Here is a 17,079-nt window from a genome sequence, read left to right as displayed (position 1 = left end):
GCGCAGAATCGAACACCTGCGAAGCAGTCTGACAAGCGGGTATAGCCAAATAAGTTATCGCGCGTTAGCCTATGGCGAACACGGTTGGAAACGTAGAGAGTTCCGAAGAGGAACTGAGAGGAACACCCACCATGAGTGACGCATTCATCTACGAGGCGATCCGCACGCCGCGTGGCAAGCAGCGCAACGGTTCGCTGCACGGAACCAAGCCGGTCGACCTGGTCGCCGGTCTGATCGGTGAGCTCCGCACCCGTTTCCCGGACATGGACCCCGCTGACATCGACGACGTCGTGCTCGGTGTCGTCTCCCCGGTCGGTGAGCAGGGCGCCGTGATCTCGCGGACCGCTGCGCTCGTCGCCGGCCTGCCCGACACGGTCCCCGGTACCCAGATCAACCGCTTCTGCGCCTCGGGTCTCGAGGCCACCAACCTCGCAGGCCAGAAGGTCGCGTCCGGTTGGGACAACCTGGTGATCGCCGGTGGTGTCGAGTCGATGTCGCGCGTGCCCATGGGCTCCGACGGTGGCGCGATGTTCCAGGACCCGGCCACCGCCTATGACCTCTACATCGCCCCGCAGGGCATCGGGGCCGACCTGATCGCCACCCTCGAGGGCTTCAGCCGCGAGGACGTCGACGCCTACGCCGTGGAGTCGCAGAACCGCGCCGAGGCCGCATGGTCGGCCGGCTACTTCGCCAAGTCGGTCGTCCCGGTCAAGGACATGAACGGCGTCCTGATCCTCGATCACGACGAGCACCGTCGCCCGGGCTCGTCGGTCGAGTCGCTGGGCAAGCTCAAGCCGGCCTTCGCGGGCATGGCCGAGATGGCCGGATTCGACGAGGTCGCCAAGCAGAAGTACCACGCCGTGGAGAAGATCAACCACGTCCACACCGGCGGCAACAGCTCCGGCATCGTCGACGGCGCCGCGCTGGTGCTCGTCGGTTCGGCCGAGGCGGGCAAGCGTGCCGGCCTCACCCCGCGTGCGCGCATCGTCGCCACCGCGCAGACCGGCAGCGATCCCACGATCATGCTCACCGGCCCGACGCCTGCGACCGAGCTGGTGCTCAAGAAGGCCGGACTCACCGTCGAGGACATCGACGTCTTCGAGCTGAACGAGGCCTTCGCCTCGGTGGTCATGAAGTGGATGAAGGACCTGAAGATCCCGCACGAGAAGACCAACGTCAACGGCGGCGCCATCGCGATGGGCCACCCGCTGGGTGCGACCGGCGCGATGATCCTCGGCACCGTGGTCGACGAGCTCGAGCGCAGCGGTGGCCGCTACGGCCTCGTCACGCTGTGCATCGGTGGCGGCATGGGCGTCGCGACCATCATCGAACGCGTCTGATCGCACTTCTCCCTTCCACGACTGCATCACATTAAGGACCTTCGAAACACATGAGCGACAACATGATTGCCTGGGACAAAGACGCCGACGGGGTCGTCGTCCTGACCATGGACGACCCGAATCAGGGCGCGAACACCATGAACGACCTGTTCATGACGTCGATCGCCGCAACGGTCGACCGTCTCGAGGCCGAGAAGGACGACATCACCGGTGTCGTGCTCACCTCGGCGAAGAAGACCTTCTTCGCCGGCGGCGACCTCAAGGACATGACCAGTGACCGCGGTGACCGCGACAAGGTCGAGATCGCCACCGAGATCACCAAGCGCACCAACGACATGAAGAAGAACCTCCGTCGTCTGGAGACCTTCGGCAAGCCGGTCGTGTCGGCCATCAACGGTGCCGCCCTGGGCGGTGGCCTCGAGCTCACCCTCGCGACCCAGCACCGCATCGCAGCCGACGTCAAGGGTGCCTCCCTCGGCCTGCCCGAGGTCACCCTCGGTCTGCTGCCCGGTGGCGGCGGCGTCGCGCGCACCGTGCGACTGCTCGGCATCCAGAACGCACTGATGGGCGTCCTGCTGCAGGGACCCCGGCTGCGTCCGGAGAAGGCCAAGGAGATCGGCCTGATCCACGAGGTCGTCGGCAGTGTCGAGGAGCTCCTGCCCGCCGCGAAGGCGTGGCTCAAGGCCAACCCCGAGGCCGTACAGCCGTGGGACGTCAAGGGTTTCAAGATCCCAGGTGGATCGCCCACGAGCCCGTCGGTCGCGCAGTTCCTGCCCGCGATGCCTGCCATCCTGCGTCGTCAGCTCAAGGGCGCCCCGATGCCCGCACCGCGCGCGATCCTCTCGGCCGCGGTCGAGGGCGCGTTGGTCGACATCGACACCGCCACCGAGATCGAGACCCGCTACTTCGTGTCGCTGGTGACCGGCCAGGTCGCGCAGAACATGATCAAGGCGTTCTTCTTCGACCTCAACCACATCAACGGCGGCGGCTCGCGTCCCGACGGCTACGACAAGTGGACCGCCACCAAGGTCGGCGTCATCGGCGCCGGCATGATGGGCGCGGCCATCGCGTACGTCTCGGCCAAGGCCGGCATCGACGTCGTGATCAAGGACATCGATCTCGATGCGGCCAAGCGCGGCAAGGCCTACTCGGAGAAGCTCGAGGAGAAGGCACTCTCGCGTGGGAAGACCACGCAGGAGAAGTCCGACGCGCTGCTCGCCCGCATCCACCCGACCGTCGACGCGGCGGACTTCAAGGGCGTCGACCTCGTCATCGAGGCCGCCTTCGAGTCGGTGGACGTCAAGCACAAGGTGTTCCAGGAGATCGAGGACATCGTCGAGCCCGACGCCGTGCTCGGATCGAACACCTCGACGCTGCCGATCACCATCCTCGCCGAGGGCGTCAAGCGCTCCGAGGACTTCATCGGCATCCACTTCTTCTCGCCCGTCGACAAGATGCCGCTGGTGGAGATCATCAAGGGCGCGAAGACCTCGGATGCCGTGCTGGCCAAGGTCATCGACTACACCCTGGCGATCAAGAAGACCCCGATCGTCGTCAACGACAGTCGTGGCTTCTTCACCTCGCGCGTCATCGGCACGTTCATCAACGAGGCCATCGCGGCCGTCGGTGAGGGTGTCGAGCCGCAGATCGTCGAGCAGGCGGGCCAGCAGGCCGGCTACCCCGCAGCGCCGCTGCAGCTCTCGGACGAGCTCAAGCTCGGTCTCATGCAGAAGATCCGCAAGGAGACCCAGGAAGGCGCCAAGGCCGAGGGCAAGGAGTTCCCCGAGCACGGCTCCTACGAGGTCATCGACCGACTGCTCGAGCAGGGCCGTGACGGCAAGACCGCGGGCAAGGGCTTCTACGACTACGACGAGAACGGCAAGCGCACCGGCCTGTGGCCGGGACTGCGCGAGGAGTTCAAGTCGGGCAGCAAGGAGGTCCCGTTCCAGGACCTGATCGACCGGATGCTCTTCGCCGAGTCGCTCGAGACCGTGAAGTGCTTCGACGAGGGCGTGCTGGAGTCGATCCCCGACGCCAACATCGGCTCGATCTTCGGCATCGGCTTCCCGGCGTGGACCGGTGGTGTCATCCAGTACATCAATCAGTACCCGGGTGGGCTGCAGGGCTTCGTCGATCGTGCCAACGATCTGGCGTCGAAGTACGGCAAGCACTTCGAGCCGCCGCAGTCGCTGGTCGACAAGGCCGCAAAGGGCGAGAAGTACTGATCTGACCCGACAGCAGATGCTCGACGAGCGGCCCGGTTCCTCACAGAGGAGCCGGGCCGCTCTCGTGTGCTGACCAGGACCGGCTATCCGACTTTCGAGGGCGATCGTCGTGCGGCGGGCCGTAGTTCGGAGCCCGCATTGCGGGGGAGCAGCCAGACCGTGATGGCGGGCACGAGACCCACGGCGGCGATGAGAACGAATGCCCATGCGAACGCCGTGTGCGTCCCGGCCTCGGTGAGCCTGCCCCCGAGACTGATCGCGATGGCTGCTGCGGCGACGCCCAGTCCCGTCGCGATCTGTTGGTTGACCACGACGACGGTGTTTGCCGCGCGGCGGCTCTCGGGCCCTATGGTCGCGAAGCCGACCACGGAGAATGCGGTGAGCGCGATGGACCGCAGGATCCCGCCGATGAACGCCAGTGCCGCAAGGGGCACAGGACCCGCCGACGCGGTGCACAGGCCGGTGAGGGCCGTGACGAGGACGAGCCCCGCGGTCGAGAAGGCGAGGAGCGGACGGAAACCGAAGGCTCGGATCAGGGCCGTGGTGAAAGGTTTCGCGCAGATGTTGCCCGCGAAGACGAACATCACGACGACGCCTGCGGTGACCGGACTCCACCCGAACACCGTCTGCATCATCAGCGGCATGAGGAAGGGAACGGCGGAGACGATCATCCAGAAGCCGGAGACGCTCAATTGGGAGATGCCGAGAACACGATCGCGGAGGACTCCGATGTCGACGATCGGCGAGGCATGTCGCCGTAGATGCGCCACCGCCGCTGCGCAGGCCAGACCGGCGCCGAGCACCCATGCCCAGGTGGTCGTCGACGTCGCGGCCGTGTCGCCGATGAGGTGCGCCGACCAGGTGACCCCACCGAGCCCGCACCCGAGCAGGACGAAACCAACCGCGTCGAAACGGCCTGTGCCACCGTCGGTGACCGCCGGTACGAGGCGAAACGCGGCCACGGCCGCGAGTATCCCCAGCGGCACGTTGATCCAGAAGATCGTCTGCCAACCGGCATGAGTCGTGATGAGACCGCCGGCGAGAGGTGCGATGACCGGAGCCAGCAGCCCCGGCCACACGATGAAGGACATGATCGCGAGGACCTTCTCCTTCGGCGCCTCACGCAGCACGGCCTGTCGCCCGACTGGAACCATCAGAGCGCCGCCGATCCCCTGCAGCACGCGCAGTGCGGTGAGTGTCGTCAGGTCGTCGGCGAACGCGCAGGCGAGCGACGCGGCGGTGAAAATCAAGACAGCACCGACGAACACAGTCCTCATGGGCAACCGGGTGATGAGCCAGTTCCCCAGGGGAATGACGACCGCCAGCGCCACCACGTAGGCCGCGATGATCAGGCCGACCCCTGCGGCCGGTACTCCCAGGTCCCGTCCGATGGATGGCGCGGCGGTCGTGACGATGGTCGCATCGAGGTTCTCCATGAAGAAGCATGCCGCCACCACGAAGGCGAGTGAGCGTTTCATACTCGCTAGGCTAGACGCACCGTTGCGTCTCGTCTAGTAGTATTTAGGCATGACCGGTCATCAGGGCAATCGCTACGGGCGGAGCGAGGAGGCGCGCGTGAAGATCGTCAATGCCGCTGATGATCTGCTTGCCGAGAAGGGTTTTGCCGCAACGACGATCGAGGGCATTGCCAAACGTGCGGGGGTGTCCAAGCAGACCATCTATCGCTGGTGGCCGGCCAAGACGGATGTCCTCCTCGAAGCGCTGGTCACCGACGCGACAGAGCGCCTCTCGATCCCCGACTGCGGTTCGCTCGCCGCCGACGTACGTGCGGCCGTCGCGGCGCATGTCCACTTCCTGGCCGAGGACGACGCGGGGAGAGTGCTGGTGGCACTGGCCGCGCACGCTCGCCTTGATCCTGCGTTCGCGGTCGACTTCGACGCATCGTTCCTGATCGAGCAGCGTGAACGTGAGGCCGAGCCGCTCCGAAGGGCGATCGCTCGCGGTGAACTCGGCGGGGACACCGACGTCACCCTTGCGTGCGCGACGCTCTACGGCCCGCTCCACATGATGACCGGAGAGCAGCTCCTGCGCATCGACATCGACGACTACGTCGCGCGCTGGCTGCGAAGTGTTCGTCGAGACTGACGTCGGCGTGACTCTGCGGGCTTTCCTTTCGACGCGTGGTCAGCAATAGTGACATCCATGAATGGCAACGTTGCGCAGTCCGTGCCCGACCACGACGTCGTGATCGTGGGTGGTGGGTTCTCCGGCATCGGCGCGGCCATCATCCTCGCTCGCGCCGGATTCACCGACTACCTGCTCGTCGAGGACGGCGACGGGCTCGGCGGCGCCTGGTTCTGGAACACCTATCCGGGTGTCGGGGTGGACATCCCGTCGTTCAGCTACCAGTTCTCCTTCGAGCAGATCTCCGACTGGTCGCGGGTGTACGCGCCCGGCGACGAACTCAAGCACTACGCCGACCACTGCGTCCGCAAGTACGGCGTCGACTCACACACCCGTCTCAACACCCGGATCGTCGGCGCGGTGTTCGACGACGACACCGACATCTGGACGCTGACCACCGCCGCCGGCGACACCATCTCCGCGCGCCACGTCGTCGGCGCGACCGGTGTGCTGACCCAGCCAAAGCCGCCCGCCATCGACGGACTCGACGACTTCACCGGCACCGTGATGCACACCGCGCGGTGGGACCACGACGTCGACCTCGCGGGCAAGAGCGTGGCGATCGTCGGCACCGGGGCGTCGGCGGTGCAGGTCATCCCCTCCATCGCCCCCGAGGTCGAGCACCTGACGGTCTTCCAGCGCACCGCGATCTGGTGTCTGCCCAAACCCGACGCGATCCTGCCGGGTCCGGCGCGCCTGGCCCTGCGGCGGATCCCGGGACTCAAACGCGTCGCGCGCACGGTGAGCCAGGCCTTCGTCGAGCTGAACTTTCCCGCCCCGGCCCACTTCAACGGCATCGTCCCGATCGCGACGGTGGGGGAGCGGATGGGTCGCAGGCACCTGAAGAATCAGGTGACCGACCCGGAGACCCGGGCGAAGCTGACCCCGCACTACGCACTCGGCTGCAAGCGCCCCAGCTTCTCCAACGCCTACCTTCGCGCATTCAACCGCGACAACGTCACGCTCGAGACCTCGGGCATCGAGTCGGTGACACCGACCGGCATCCGGACGGTCGACGGCACCGACCACGACGTGGACATGCTCATCCTCGCGACCGGGTTCAAGGTGTTCGAGCACGGCAACATGCCGCCATTCCCGGTGCAGGGATCGGGCGGACGCGACCTGGAGACCTGGTGGGACGAGAACCGCTTCCAGGCGTTCCAGGGGGTGTCGGTGCCGGGCATCCCCAACTTTTTCACCATCCTCGGCCCGTACGGCTTCAACGGCTCCTCGTACTTCAACCTCATCGAGACCCAGTCGAACCACATCGTCCGGGTGCTGCGGCACGCACGCGAACAGGCGGCGACGCGGGTCGAGGTGACCGAGAAGGCCAACGCGGAGTACTTCGAGTCGGTGCTGGGCCGGCGGAAGAACCAGGTGTTCTTCCAGGGTGGTTGTGGCAACGCCAACAGCTACTACTTCGACGTGCACGGCGACGTCCCGTTCCGTCCCTCACCCACGCTCGAGACGATGTGGGCGAGCCGTCGTTTCGATCTCGACAGTTATGACTACAGCCGACCTGCGTACGGTCGATCGGCCTCACCCGGCCACTGACACCCGGGAGTCTCTCGGTGGTCGATTGATCGTGGTGTCGATGCGTCGGCGGTGTGCGGCCGAATCCATCGCAGCCACAACGATCATGTGCGGTGTGGTCAGGGCGAGCAGGACGACGATGGCCGTCGCGACCGCGCCGGTGGACGAGCCGTACCCGACGACGACACCGACCACGGCTGCGAGGGTGGCGTAGGCGCCCAGGGTGGCAGGAGCCGCACGACGGATGGTCGCCGTCCACGCCTGCCGGGTGGTCGATGATCGGCGGCCGTCGGCCAACTCGTGTTCGACGAGACGCGCAATGTGCCTGGGGCCGTGCCAGAGTCCGAACCAGAGCGCGAAGGCGACCAGCGGTGCCACCACCGATCCGACCACGCCGATCGCGGCGACGTCGACCAGGACCAGCCATCGTCGCTCGACGACGAGCCGATGTGCAGACACCAGTGCGCTCACTGCCCAGATCGCGATCAGGACGAATCGGGTTGTGCCGCTGCCGAACAGGTCGGCCAACGTCGGCGACAGTGTTCGCAGGGTCTCGTCCCACCCCGGCCCACCCCGGGCGAGGGGCAGTATCAGAGCGCCGGCTCCCGTGAAGAGCATTGCCGTTCGGGCAAACATGCTGGTGCCGAACGGGATGTCCATCGTCTCGACCTCGCCGAGTCCGAAATGCACGATACTGGCGACGATCATCAACGCCAACGGCACCGCTCCACCCCAGTGCAGGACGGCCCACGCCGCGGCTGCGAGCGCCGCGTATCCGACGGTGGCGGTGACCGCCCGCACTGCCAGTACGTTCGCGGCCAGCAGGTGATCGAGCGACCCGTGGGGGACGCCGAGCGCCAGGCCCAGGGCGATGAGCGCGACGTTGACCGCGGTGGCGTCAGCCAGCAGATGCTCGGCCACGATCGCCACGATCGCTCCGGTTATGAGAGCGGCACGGGTCGCGGTTGCTGTGAAGCGAACGGCGCCAACGGATTCTGTGGAGGACACGTCGCCAGTATGCGCGTCGTGCGTCCAGAACCGAGGTCACGAACCGATCACGGTTTGTGAGCCGCATCACGGTTTGACGCCAGAAATCATGAACCATTGATTCATTACTGGACAAGGCGTTCATTTGACGGGTGGGCGTTCGCGACGTGCGAACGGAGCTCGAAAACCGCAGAACCGAAAGTCGAGTCCGATGATTCCCGACGTATTGACCAAGGGGCAGTTCGACACCGTCTACAACGTGCTGTCCCTCGCGATAGCCGCCCAGCTCTTCACGGCGGTGTTCCTACTCGCGGTGCAACCCCGTGTGCTGCAACGATATCGACAGGCCCTGGTCATCTCCGCGATCGTCTGCGGGATCGCGGCCTACCACTATTTCCGCATCTTCGGATCGTTCAAGGCGGCCTTCGTCTCCGACGCCAAGGGCGGCGACGGCACCTACACCCAGGCGATCGGCGAGTCCTTCAACGAGGGCTACCGGTATGTGGACTGGTTGCTGACCGTACCGCTGCTGCTGACCGAACTCGTGGTCGTGTTGGCTCTCGCCCGCAAACTGCAGGCATCGCTGCTGTGGCGGTTGATCCCGGCGTCGGCACTGATGATCGCACTCGGCTACCCCGGCGAGCTCAGTGCCGACAACGCAACGCGTCTCATCTGGGGCACCCTGTCGACCATCCCCTTCCTCTACATCCTCTACGTGCTGTTCGTCGAGCTGACCCGATCGCTCGACCATCAGTCGCCGTCGGTCCGAATGACCGTGTCGCGCATGAGGATCCTGCTGTTCGCAGCATGGGGCGTCTACCCGATCGCGTACCTGCTGCCGGTACTCGGCGGTGACGGAGCGATCGCCTGGGTCAGCAAGCAGGCCGGGTACTCCGTCGCCGACATCGTGGCCAAGTGCCTGTACGGAATCCTGATCTACCGCATCGCTCGACTCAAGTCGTTCGCCGATGACGCCGGCTTCGCGAAGGCTGAGGGCAAGGAAGAGATGGACGGCACCCACGAGGAGATCATCGAGACCCGCCGCTGAACCCGACCCGACACCGACACGAGACCCGGACGCAGCCCTCTGCGCCCGGGTCTCGTGTGCGTTCGACGCGCCGCGGTACCGCATAACTGAAACACGTTCTAGTCTGTCGGTGTGGACGTGACATTCGAGGGCACCGCGCGGGAACTGACCACCGACAACGGCGTGCTGCGCTATCACGAGGCCGGCGAGGGGCCGCCGCTGATCCTGCTGCACGGCTCCGGTCCAGGCGTCACCGGCTGGCGCAACTACCGCGGCAACCTCGGCACCTTCGCCGACCACCACCACTGCTACGTCCTGGAGTTCCCCGGATTCGGGGTGAGCGACGCATGGGGCGGGATGCCGGTGCTCGACGCGGGCAAGTCGGTCAACGTCTTCATGAAGGCGCTGGGGATCGAATCGGCGGCGTTCATCGGCAACTCGATGGGCGGTGTCGTCGGGGTCAACCTGGCCATCCGCAAGCCCGCATTGGTGTCGAAGCTGGTGACCATCGGCGGCGTCGGCGCCAACCTGTTCAGCCCGCAGCCCACCGAAGGACTGCAGCTCCTGCAGGAGTTCGCCGACGCCCCCGACAAGGACAAGTTGGTTCGCTGGCTACGCGGCATGGTCTTCGACAAGGCGCTGGTCACCGACGAGCTGATCGCCGAGCGGTGGGAGGCTGCGAACAACCCCGACGCGCTCGAGACAGGCCGATCGATGTACGGCTCCGCGGCATTCGAGATGCAGCAGCAGTTCATGGCCTCCTCCGACACCCCGCCCTACTGGTCGATGCTGCACAAGGTCGCGTGCCCCACGCTCCTCACCTGGGGACGCGATGACCGCGTCAGCCCACCCGACATGGCGCTGCTGCCGATGCGAACCATCCCGGACGCCGAGCTGCACGTGTTCCCGCGCTGCGGGCACTGGGTCATGATCGAGGCCAAGGCCGCGTTCGAGAGCGCCGTGCTGGCGTTCCTGGGCCGCTGACCAGGAATATCTTTACCATCTCTTTGCCATTGCTACTCTGGGCGGGTGTCCGGGGGGAACAGAGAGATCGACCTTGTCGATGAATGGGATCAACTGTCAACGGCTGTGGGGGCCCGTTTCACCGACGGCGCCGTCTACGGGGCTGCGGTTGCCGAGAGGCGTTCGGTTGCAACTGTATTGGTGCCGTCACGCGAGCGCGGAGAGCTACGCGCGATAGCGGCCCTGTCGACCCGCCGCGTCGGACCGGTCTCGGTGGCGAGGCTCGCCGGCCACGGCCTGGGGCAGGGGGGTGACGCCGTGACGGCCGATGCGTCGGCGGCGCGAGGGCTCGCGGATCGCCTGGCCGAGCGCCGGCTGATCCTGCACCTCGATCAGATGGCCACCGACAGCGATCTGCTCCACGCGCTGCGGGATCATCCGCAATGGCGCGTACACACGCGGGTCACCAGCGACATCCCCATGCTGACGCTCCGACCGGGATGGACCGCGCGCGACGTCCGCAGTGGGCGCACCCTGAGCCAACTCCGGTCGGTGCGCACCAAGTACGCCGCTGCCGGCGACGAGGTGCGGTTCGAGCTCCTGCAGACCACGGCCGACCTCGATCGCCGGTGGGATGACATGCGTCGGGTCGCGTCGAAGCGGGCCGAGTCGCGCCCCGAGTGGGACCAGTGGCTCGAGGGCGAGCGGGGCACGCTGGTTCGCGCGGTTCTCGACGGGGAGGCGCGTGCCGGTCGGATGCGGGTTCTGGGGATGACGGCCGGCGGCCAGTGGATCGGGCACGACATCGCCGTGAAATGCGGCACCACCTGGGCCCGGTACCTCACCCACTTCGACCCCGACCACGCCCGCGTGCAGCCCGGCCATCAGCTGATGGTCTGGATCATCGACCACCACGACGAACTCGGAGTGGACCGGATCCATCACGGTCGGGGAGTCACACCGGTGAAGAAGGCGTGGTCGGACGAGGACCTGCTCGATGCGGTCGACGTCTGGGCCGTTCCCACCTCGATCCCGGCCGCTGGCTCGGTGCTGGCCGTCATCACCGGGATCACGATCGCCCGGGTCCGTACGATCACCGCGCTCAAGCGTGTCGCGCGACGGTTGCTCCGGCGGAACAGGTAGTCGCTACTCGCCGGGGCCGGCGTCGACGACCTGCAGGGCCACGTCGGCCAGCTTCGTGTTGGAGTCCTGCGACAGCCGCGCGAGGAGTCGGAACGCCTCGTCGGAGTTCAGGGTGTAGCGCTCCATCAGCATGCCCTTGGCCTGGCCGATGATGTCGCGATTGGTGAGTGCGGCGCGGATCTGTTCCTTCTCCCGAACCGCGGAGAACGCGATCGCTGCGTGGGCGGCGAACAGACTGCCGATCGACCGGGAGTCGTCGTCGTATGCGTCGACCTGGGTGGAATGCAGGTTCAGGGCACCGAAGTTGTCGCCCTCGACATAGAGGCAGAAGCACAGCATCGAGCGGATACCCAGGTCGGCCGCCGCCCGGGAGAACGCGGGCCACCGATCCTCGGACCGCATGTCGCTGATCCAGACCGTGTCGGAATCGAGCGCGGACCTGATGCACGGTCCCTCGCGGAGTTCGGCCTGCAGACGGTCGGACTCGCGGGCGAGGTCGCCGATGAGCACCGGGCTCTCGACGGTCGCGTCGCCGGTGACCAGCGTGATGCTGGCGTACTCGGCGCCGGGAATGGACTCGACGGCCGACGTGCTGATGGCGCGCAGGATGGTCTCGGTGTCCTTGCTCTCCGACCGGAGGCGACGGGCGATGTCGGCCATCCGTGCGGGTAGGGCGGCGATCGGCGTCACATCGACCGCGCGCGGTGTCTGTGCCAGGACGCCGGCGTCCACGATCTCACCGTTCGATTCGGCGATGGTCTCCATGATCGTTCCCCCTGCGGTCTTCTCCGCGACTTCCTCACTCAACTGATCCATCTCATCTGCTGTTCGTTCGAGGCGCACGGCCACTGTTCGGCGACGACTCCACTCCAGACGACGTCAGTGGTGAGGTCAGTGGTGAGATTGTAGCCAGCGTTTCGCGCCGGTGGCCGGGCGATCGGATAAAGACTGCTTCGCCGACCTCGGTCGACGCGGGTCGAGCGCCTGACCTGCGCCGTTCGTCGGCCGCGGATTCGCACTCGGGTACGGCGCTCACCAGATGTGGACGCGTTGCGACTCCTCGAGATAGAGCGCGTCACCGGGGGAGACCTCGAACGCGTCGTAGAAGGCGTCGATGTTGCGGATGACGCCGTTGCACCGGAACTCCGGCGGCGAGTGCGGGTCGATGGACAGCCGTCGGATGGCCTCGGCCTCGCGGGTCTTGGTGCGCCACACCTGCGCCCACCCGAAGAACACCCGCTGCAGTCCGGTCAGACCGTCGATCACCGGCGGTTCGGAGTCCTCGGTCGCGATCCGGTAGGCGGCCAACGAGATGGACAGCCCGCCGAGGTCGCCGATGTTCTCCCCGATGGTGAATTCGCCGTTGACCGTGTACTTCTCGTCCAGGCCCTTCGGGGTGAAGGTGCTGTACTGCTCGATCAGGGCCCGGGTCCGCTTGCCGAACTCGGTGCGGTCGGAGTCGGTCCACCAGTCGACGAGGTTGCCGTCACCGTCGTACTTGGCGCCCTGGTCGTCGAAGCCGTGGCCGATCTCGTGGCCGATCACCGCACCGATGCCGCCGTAGTTGGCGGCGTCGTCGGCGTCCGGGTCGAAGAACGGAGGCTGCAGGATCGCGGCCGGGAAGACGATCTCGTTCATGCCGGGGTTGTAATAGGCGTTGACCGTCTGCGGTGTCATGAACCATTCGTCGTGGTCGACCGGTCCGCCGATCTTGGCCAGCTCGCGATCCTGCTCGAACGCGTTGGCGCGGGCGACGTTACCGACCAGATCGGCGCGATCGATGTCGAGGCCGTCGTAGTCGCGCCAGGTCTCGGGGTAGCCGATCTTCGGGGTGAACTTGCCCAGCTTGGTCAGGGCCCGCTCCCGCGTCTCCGGGCTCATCCAGTCCAGATCGGAGATGTTGCGGCGGTACGCCTCGACCAGGTTGGCGATCAACTCGTCCATCCGCGCCTTGGCGGCGGGTGGGAAGTGCTTGTCCACGTACAGCTTCCCGACCGCGAACCCCAGTCCGCCCTCGACGAGACCGACGCCGCGCTTCCAGCGTTCGCGCATCGCGGGCGTGCCCGACAGGTTGCGGCCGTAGAAGTCGAAGTTCTCCTCGACGACGTCGCCGGAGAGGTACGGAGCGGCCGAGTGCAGCAGCCGCCACTGCGTCCAGACGATCCACTCGGCCAGCTCCCGCTCGCCGAACAACGCGCCCACCCCGGAGATGAACGACGGCTGTCCGACCACGATCTCGGCGAAGGCCGCGTCGTCGGCACCGAGTCCCCGCAACCACGCGGCGATGTCGAAACCGCCTGCCTCCGTGGTCACCTCGGCCAGGGTGCGCAGGTTGTAGGAGAGTTCGGCATCGCGTCGCCGGACCACGTCCCAGTGGTGGCCGGCGATCGCGGTCTCCAGGGCCATCACGGTCTGCGCACGGTTCTCGGCGTCGTCGAATCCGGCGAGCGTGAACATTTTCCGGACGTGCTCGACGTACTGCTCACGGGTCTGTGCGTGCTTTTCGTCGTGGTAGTAGGACTCGTCGGGCAGCCCGATTCCCGACTGCGTCAGGTGCACCACGTAGCGGTCGGACTTCTTGGAGTCGGTGTCGACGTAGAAGCCGATCGCCCCACCGGTGCCGGTGCGCTGCAGCCCGCCGATGACGCCGGCCAATTCGCTCACCGAACCGACCGCGGCGATGCGGTCGAGGTCGGCGCGGATGGGGTCGATGCCCAGGGCGTCGGCGCGCGCGGCGTCCATGAAGCTCGCGTACAGGTCACCGATCCGTGCGGCGTCAGTGCCCGGGGCGGGGTCGGACTCGGCGCACTCGACGACCAGATCACGGACGTTCTCCTCGGCGGCGTCGCGCAGCGCGAGGAACGATCCGTCCAGCGGACGGTCGTCGGGGATGGCGTGGTCGCGGATCCAGACGCCGTTCACGTGCTCGAACAGGTCGTCCTGGGCGCGCACCGATTCGTCGACCCACTCGAGGTCGATGCCCGAGGGCGGTGTGGAACCGGAGGCGTTGGCAGTGTCAGTCGCAGAGGTCACCCGACCATCCTGGCACCGGTTTCGCGATCCGTCAGGTGCCGGTCATCTGATCGGTGAGCCCGCGGTGCATCTCCCACACCATGATCTCCGCGGCCGACGAGGCGGTGACCGACTCCGCGCCGTGGTCGGTGAACCGGACCGTGTCGCCCGCCGAGAGGGACGTCCCGTCGGACAGCTCGACCTCGCCCGCGACGACGAACAGATGCACGAACCGTGCGACCGGCAGCGCAACCGACCTCCTCGGCGCCGGCCGCCCGATGTGCAGGGACGCATCGCGGTTGCCGATGCCGATCGCGGGGTCGCGGCCCGGATCGCCCGAGGCGACCAGAACCAGCTCGCCCGCGCCGAGTTCGGCGGTCACGTCGTGCTGTTGGTAGCTCGATTCCCCACCCGGACGATCGGGGATCACCCAGCTCTGCACCAGGTGCGCGGGCGCCGCTCCCACGTCCGGTGAGTCGGGCCACGGGTCATTGCGTTCGGTGTGCTCGGTGCCCGAGCCCGCGCTCATCCGCTGCACCAACCCTTGGTGCAGCACGCCGGAGTGTCCGTCGGAGTCCGAGTGCACCATCGTCCCGGACACCACCCACGTGAGGACCTCCATGTCGCGATGCCGATGGGTGTCGAAACCCGCGCCGGGCGCGACGACGTCCTCGTTGAACGCGAGCAGCACACCGTGATGGGTGTTGTCGGGGTCGTAGTGGTCGCCGAAGGAGAAGCTGTGGCGCGACTCGAGCCACTCGGTGGCGGTCCGGGCGCGTTCATCCGAGCGGATGACCCGGCGCGACGATGCGGCAACCATCAGCAGATCCCTTCCGTGCGGTCGGCCCCACGGTAGTACCCGGTGAGTGCGGTGCGGCAGCGGTCGACCACCACATCTGGTGTCCACCCGGCCCCCTGCCCATACGTGCATTCGCCCTGGTTATGCGTTCGTGACGGGACTGTAAGCGAATCGGGAACACCAACGGTGTCATTCGTGATGTGACCAGAGTGAAATGAGTGACGTGAATGTGGCAGTGTCCGGTCGCGCGCGTGTCGCCGCGGCCTCAGTGGTCAGTGGTGTCCTCGTGCTGGCGTCGTGCGGGGTGTTCACCGACGCACCCAAGACCGAGTCGGCGCGCATGCTCGACACGTTCGCGGCCGCCCTCGGGGCGCAGGACGCCTCGCGAGCTGCGCAGCTGACGTCGGCGCCCGGACAGGCGGCCGAGCAGATCGGTGCGACCCTGTCGGGGATGCACGCCGCGACGGTGTCGGTGAAGGTCACCGACCCGGTGGAGTACTCCGACCACACCGCGACCTACAACCTGACCACCCGTTACGACCTGGGCAAGGACCGCGAGTACACGACCCAGACGACCGGGACCGCACGGAAACTGACGTCCGGGTGGCGGGTGCAGTGGGAGCCGACGCTGCTGGCCTCGGGGATGCAGGCCGGCGGTCATCTCGCCGCCGTCCGCACCGACGCCACCCCCGCTCCGGCGGTCCGCGACGGCGCCAACCGCCCGTGGATGGCGCTGCAGCCCGTCAACGACATCGTCATCGACCCGTCGACGACACCCGACCTCCCGCGGACGACCCGCGACCTCGCCCGGGTCATCGCCCCCATCGCGCCGCTGATCACCCCCCGCGTGATCTCCGATCGGCTCGCCGCCGCCCCGGGCAAGCCCGTGACCGTGGTGTCGCTGCGCGACTCGGACATGACCGTGCTTGCGGGCGACCCGAACCGCGTCGCCGGCGTCGACGTCGACAAGACGTCGGCACTGCTGGTGACCGACCGCCGCATCACCTCGCCGTTGACGGCGGGGACGACGAACTACTGGCAGGCCATCCGTGACGCGACCGCGGGATGGGCGGTACAGATGGTCGCCCCGAACGGCGCCACGAACCGTCTCGCCGGCGCGCAGGGTCCGGCCTCCCCCGACGTACGGACGACGTTGAACTCGGGAGTTCAACTGTCCCTGGTCGATTCGGTGGTCGAGGTGGCCCAACCGGCCACGATGTTGGTTCTCGACGCACGGTCGGGCGCCATCCTCGCCGCCGCGGCCAACGACGCCGCCACCTCCGCCGGGATGTCGCTGACCACCTCGACGACGCCGGGCACCACGCTCGATCCGGTCATCGCGGCCATCGATTCCGCGGCCGGTGGCGATCGCGGCGCCGCCGAGGAACAGCTGCACCGACTCGGACTGGGTGTCGGCTACAAGATCCCCGGGGTCTCGATGCCGCTGTCGGACGACGACAAGGCCGCCTCGGTCAGCGCCGCGTCCTACAACCCGAGTTCGTTGACGGTCTCGCCGGTGTCGATGGGTGCGCTGGGTGTCGCGATCGCCCGGATGAGTTCGGTCGCTCCGACCTTCGTTCGTGGGGTCGCCACGACCGTGACCGGCGGCGATCTCGGGCCGGTGGACGCGAAGGTGGCCTCGGCCATCGCCGCGGCGATGCGCAAGACGGCGACGAGCGGTGACGCCAGCGACCTGACCGGGGTGTCGGGCCTGCGCGCGCTGGTCGGTACGAACGGCCCCCAGGGGCCGGGCTGGTTCGTCGGTATCGACGGCGGCAAGGTCCTCGTCGTCCACTGCGCCGGCGAGCGGTCGGGATCCGCAGCACTGCAGGTCGTCCAGAAGTACCTGCGCGTCCGCTGATCGGACTCTTGACGGGTCGGGTGACTCCGGTCACAGTGGGGCGC

The 17,079-nt window shown here is 67.2% G+C and carries 13 protein-coding genes; 8 read left to right on the top strand and 5 right to left on the bottom strand.

Annotated elements, in window-relative coordinates; genetic code table 11:
- The first annotated feature begins 131 nt into the window (after positions 1 to 131).
- Together IEV93_RS03850 and IEV93_RS03845 are read left to right on the top strand one after the other, a co-directional pair.
- Complete coding sequence (locus IEV93_RS03850) at positions 132 to 1,340, top strand: acetyl-CoA C-acetyltransferase (protein ID WP_188487064.1); 1,209 nt, start codon at positions 132 to 134, stop codon at positions 1,338 to 1,340.
- Positions 1,341 to 1,390: 50 nt separating this feature from the next.
- On the top strand, positions 1,391 to 3,565 hold the full coding sequence (locus tag IEV93_RS03845; RefSeq protein ID WP_188487062.1) for a 3-hydroxyacyl-CoA dehydrogenase NAD-binding domain-containing protein: 2,175 nt from the start codon (positions 1,391 to 1,393) through the stop codon (positions 3,563 to 3,565).
- A gap of 83 nt (positions 3,566 to 3,648) precedes the next feature.
- Here the strand turns inward: IEV93_RS03845 and IEV93_RS03840 are convergent, their stop codons facing one another.
- Positions 3,649 to 5,043: an MFS transporter gene (locus IEV93_RS03840; RefSeq protein WP_188487060.1), complete on the bottom strand. Its 1,395-nt coding sequence runs from the start codon at positions 5,041 to 5,043 to the stop codon at positions 3,649 to 3,651.
- A 49-nt stretch (positions 5,044 to 5,092) separates the two neighbouring features.
- On the opposite strand from IEV93_RS03840, the gene IEV93_RS03835 reads away from it, so the two are divergent.
- A complete protein-coding gene (locus IEV93_RS03835) occupies positions 5,093 to 5,671 on the top strand; it encodes a TetR/AcrR family transcriptional regulator (protein ID WP_188487058.1) in 579 nt (192 codons plus the stop codon).
- Between the two features lie 57 nt (positions 5,672 to 5,728).
- On the top strand, positions 5,729 to 7,264 hold the full coding sequence (locus IEV93_RS03830; protein ID WP_188487055.1) for a flavin-containing monooxygenase: 1,536 nt from the start codon (positions 5,729 to 5,731) through the stop codon (positions 7,262 to 7,264).
- On the opposite strand, the gene IEV93_RS03825 is transcribed toward IEV93_RS03830, so the two are convergent.
- A complete protein-coding gene (locus IEV93_RS03825) occupies positions 7,250 to 8,164 on the bottom strand; it encodes a Brp/Blh family beta-carotene 15,15'-dioxygenase (protein ID WP_188487053.1) in 915 nt (304 codons plus the stop codon). The genes IEV93_RS03830 and IEV93_RS03825 overlap by 15 nt on opposite strands.
- Positions 8,165 to 8,441: 277 nt before the next feature.
- On the opposite strand from IEV93_RS03825, the gene IEV93_RS03820 reads away from it, so the two are divergent.
- From IEV93_RS03820 to IEV93_RS03810, 3 genes are all read left to right on the top strand, one after another.
- Positions 8,442 to 9,278, top strand: coding sequence for a bacteriorhodopsin-like (locus IEV93_RS03820; protein WP_188487051.1), 837 nt, complete (start codon positions 8,442 to 8,444; stop codon positions 9,276 to 9,278).
- Positions 9,279 to 9,389: 111 nt separating this feature from the next.
- Entirely contained in the window at positions 9,390 to 10,241 is an 852-nt protein-coding gene (locus IEV93_RS03815) for an alpha/beta fold hydrolase (protein ID WP_188487049.1), read from the top strand.
- A gap of 297 nt (positions 10,242 to 10,538) precedes the next feature.
- Positions 10,539 to 11,363: a GNAT family N-acetyltransferase gene (locus tag IEV93_RS03810; RefSeq protein WP_188487047.1), complete on the top strand. Its 825-nt coding sequence runs from the start codon at positions 10,539 to 10,541 to the stop codon at positions 11,361 to 11,363.
- A 3-nt stretch (positions 11,364 to 11,366) separates the two neighbouring features.
- Here the strand turns inward: IEV93_RS03810 and IEV93_RS03805 are convergent, their stop codons facing one another.
- The 3 genes from IEV93_RS03805 to IEV93_RS03795 form a co-directional block, all read right to left on the bottom strand.
- Complete coding sequence (locus IEV93_RS03805) at positions 11,367 to 12,053, bottom strand: GAF and ANTAR domain-containing protein (RefSeq protein ID WP_229705118.1); 687 nt, start codon at positions 12,051 to 12,053, stop codon at positions 11,367 to 11,369.
- Between the two features lie 342 nt (positions 12,054 to 12,395).
- Positions 12,396 to 14,396 (bottom strand): M13 family metallopeptidase, encoded by a 2,001-nt coding sequence (locus IEV93_RS03800; protein WP_188487045.1) that lies wholly within the window; start codon positions 14,394 to 14,396, stop codon positions 12,396 to 12,398.
- 31 nt (positions 14,397 to 14,427) lie between these two features.
- On the bottom strand, positions 14,428 to 15,195 hold the full coding sequence (locus IEV93_RS03795) for a pirin family protein (RefSeq protein ID WP_188487043.1): 768 nt from the start codon (positions 15,193 to 15,195) through the stop codon (positions 14,428 to 14,430).
- 202 nt (positions 15,196 to 15,397) lie between these two features.
- Here IEV93_RS03795 and IEV93_RS03790 point away from each other — a divergent pair, with 202 nt between their 5' ends.
- Positions 15,398 to 17,035, top strand: coding sequence for an NTF2-like N-terminal transpeptidase domain-containing protein (locus IEV93_RS03790; protein ID WP_229704870.1), 1,638 nt, complete (start codon positions 15,398 to 15,400; stop codon positions 17,033 to 17,035).
- Positions 17,036 to 17,079: the final 44 nt, after the last annotated feature.

Origin of the sequence: Williamsia phyllosphaerae, assembly GCF_014635305.1 — a bacterium.
Classification (GTDB): domain Bacteria; phylum Actinomycetota; class Actinomycetes; order Mycobacteriales; family Mycobacteriaceae; genus Williamsia_A; species Williamsia_A phyllosphaerae.
This window is presented reverse-complemented; position numbering and strand designations above follow the sequence as displayed.

Excerpts from the sequence above, each read along its gene's own strand:
- IEV93_RS03845 (WP_188487062.1), top strand. The coding sequence starts at position 1,391 with ATGAGCGACAACATGATTGCCTGGGACAAAGACGCCGACGGGGTCGTC.
- IEV93_RS03795 (WP_188487043.1), bottom strand. The coding sequence starts at position 15,195 with ATGGTTGCCGCATCGTCGCGCCGGGTCATCCGCTCGGATGAACGCGCC.
- IEV93_RS03835 (WP_188487058.1), top strand. The coding sequence starts at position 5,093 with ATGACCGGTCATCAGGGCAATCGCTACGGGCGGAGCGAGGAGGCGCGC.
- IEV93_RS03840 (WP_188487060.1), bottom strand. The coding sequence starts at position 5,043 with ATGAAACGCTCACTCGCCTTCGTGGTGGCGGCATGCTTCTTCATGGAG.
- IEV93_RS03830 (WP_188487055.1), top strand. The coding sequence starts at position 5,729 with ATGAATGGCAACGTTGCGCAGTCCGTGCCCGACCACGACGTCGTGATC.
- IEV93_RS03850 (WP_188487064.1), top strand. The coding sequence starts at position 132 with ATGAGTGACGCATTCATCTACGAGGCGATCCGCACGCCGCGTGGCAAG.
- IEV93_RS03820 (WP_188487051.1), top strand. The coding sequence starts at position 8,442 with ATGATTCCCGACGTATTGACCAAGGGGCAGTTCGACACCGTCTACAAC.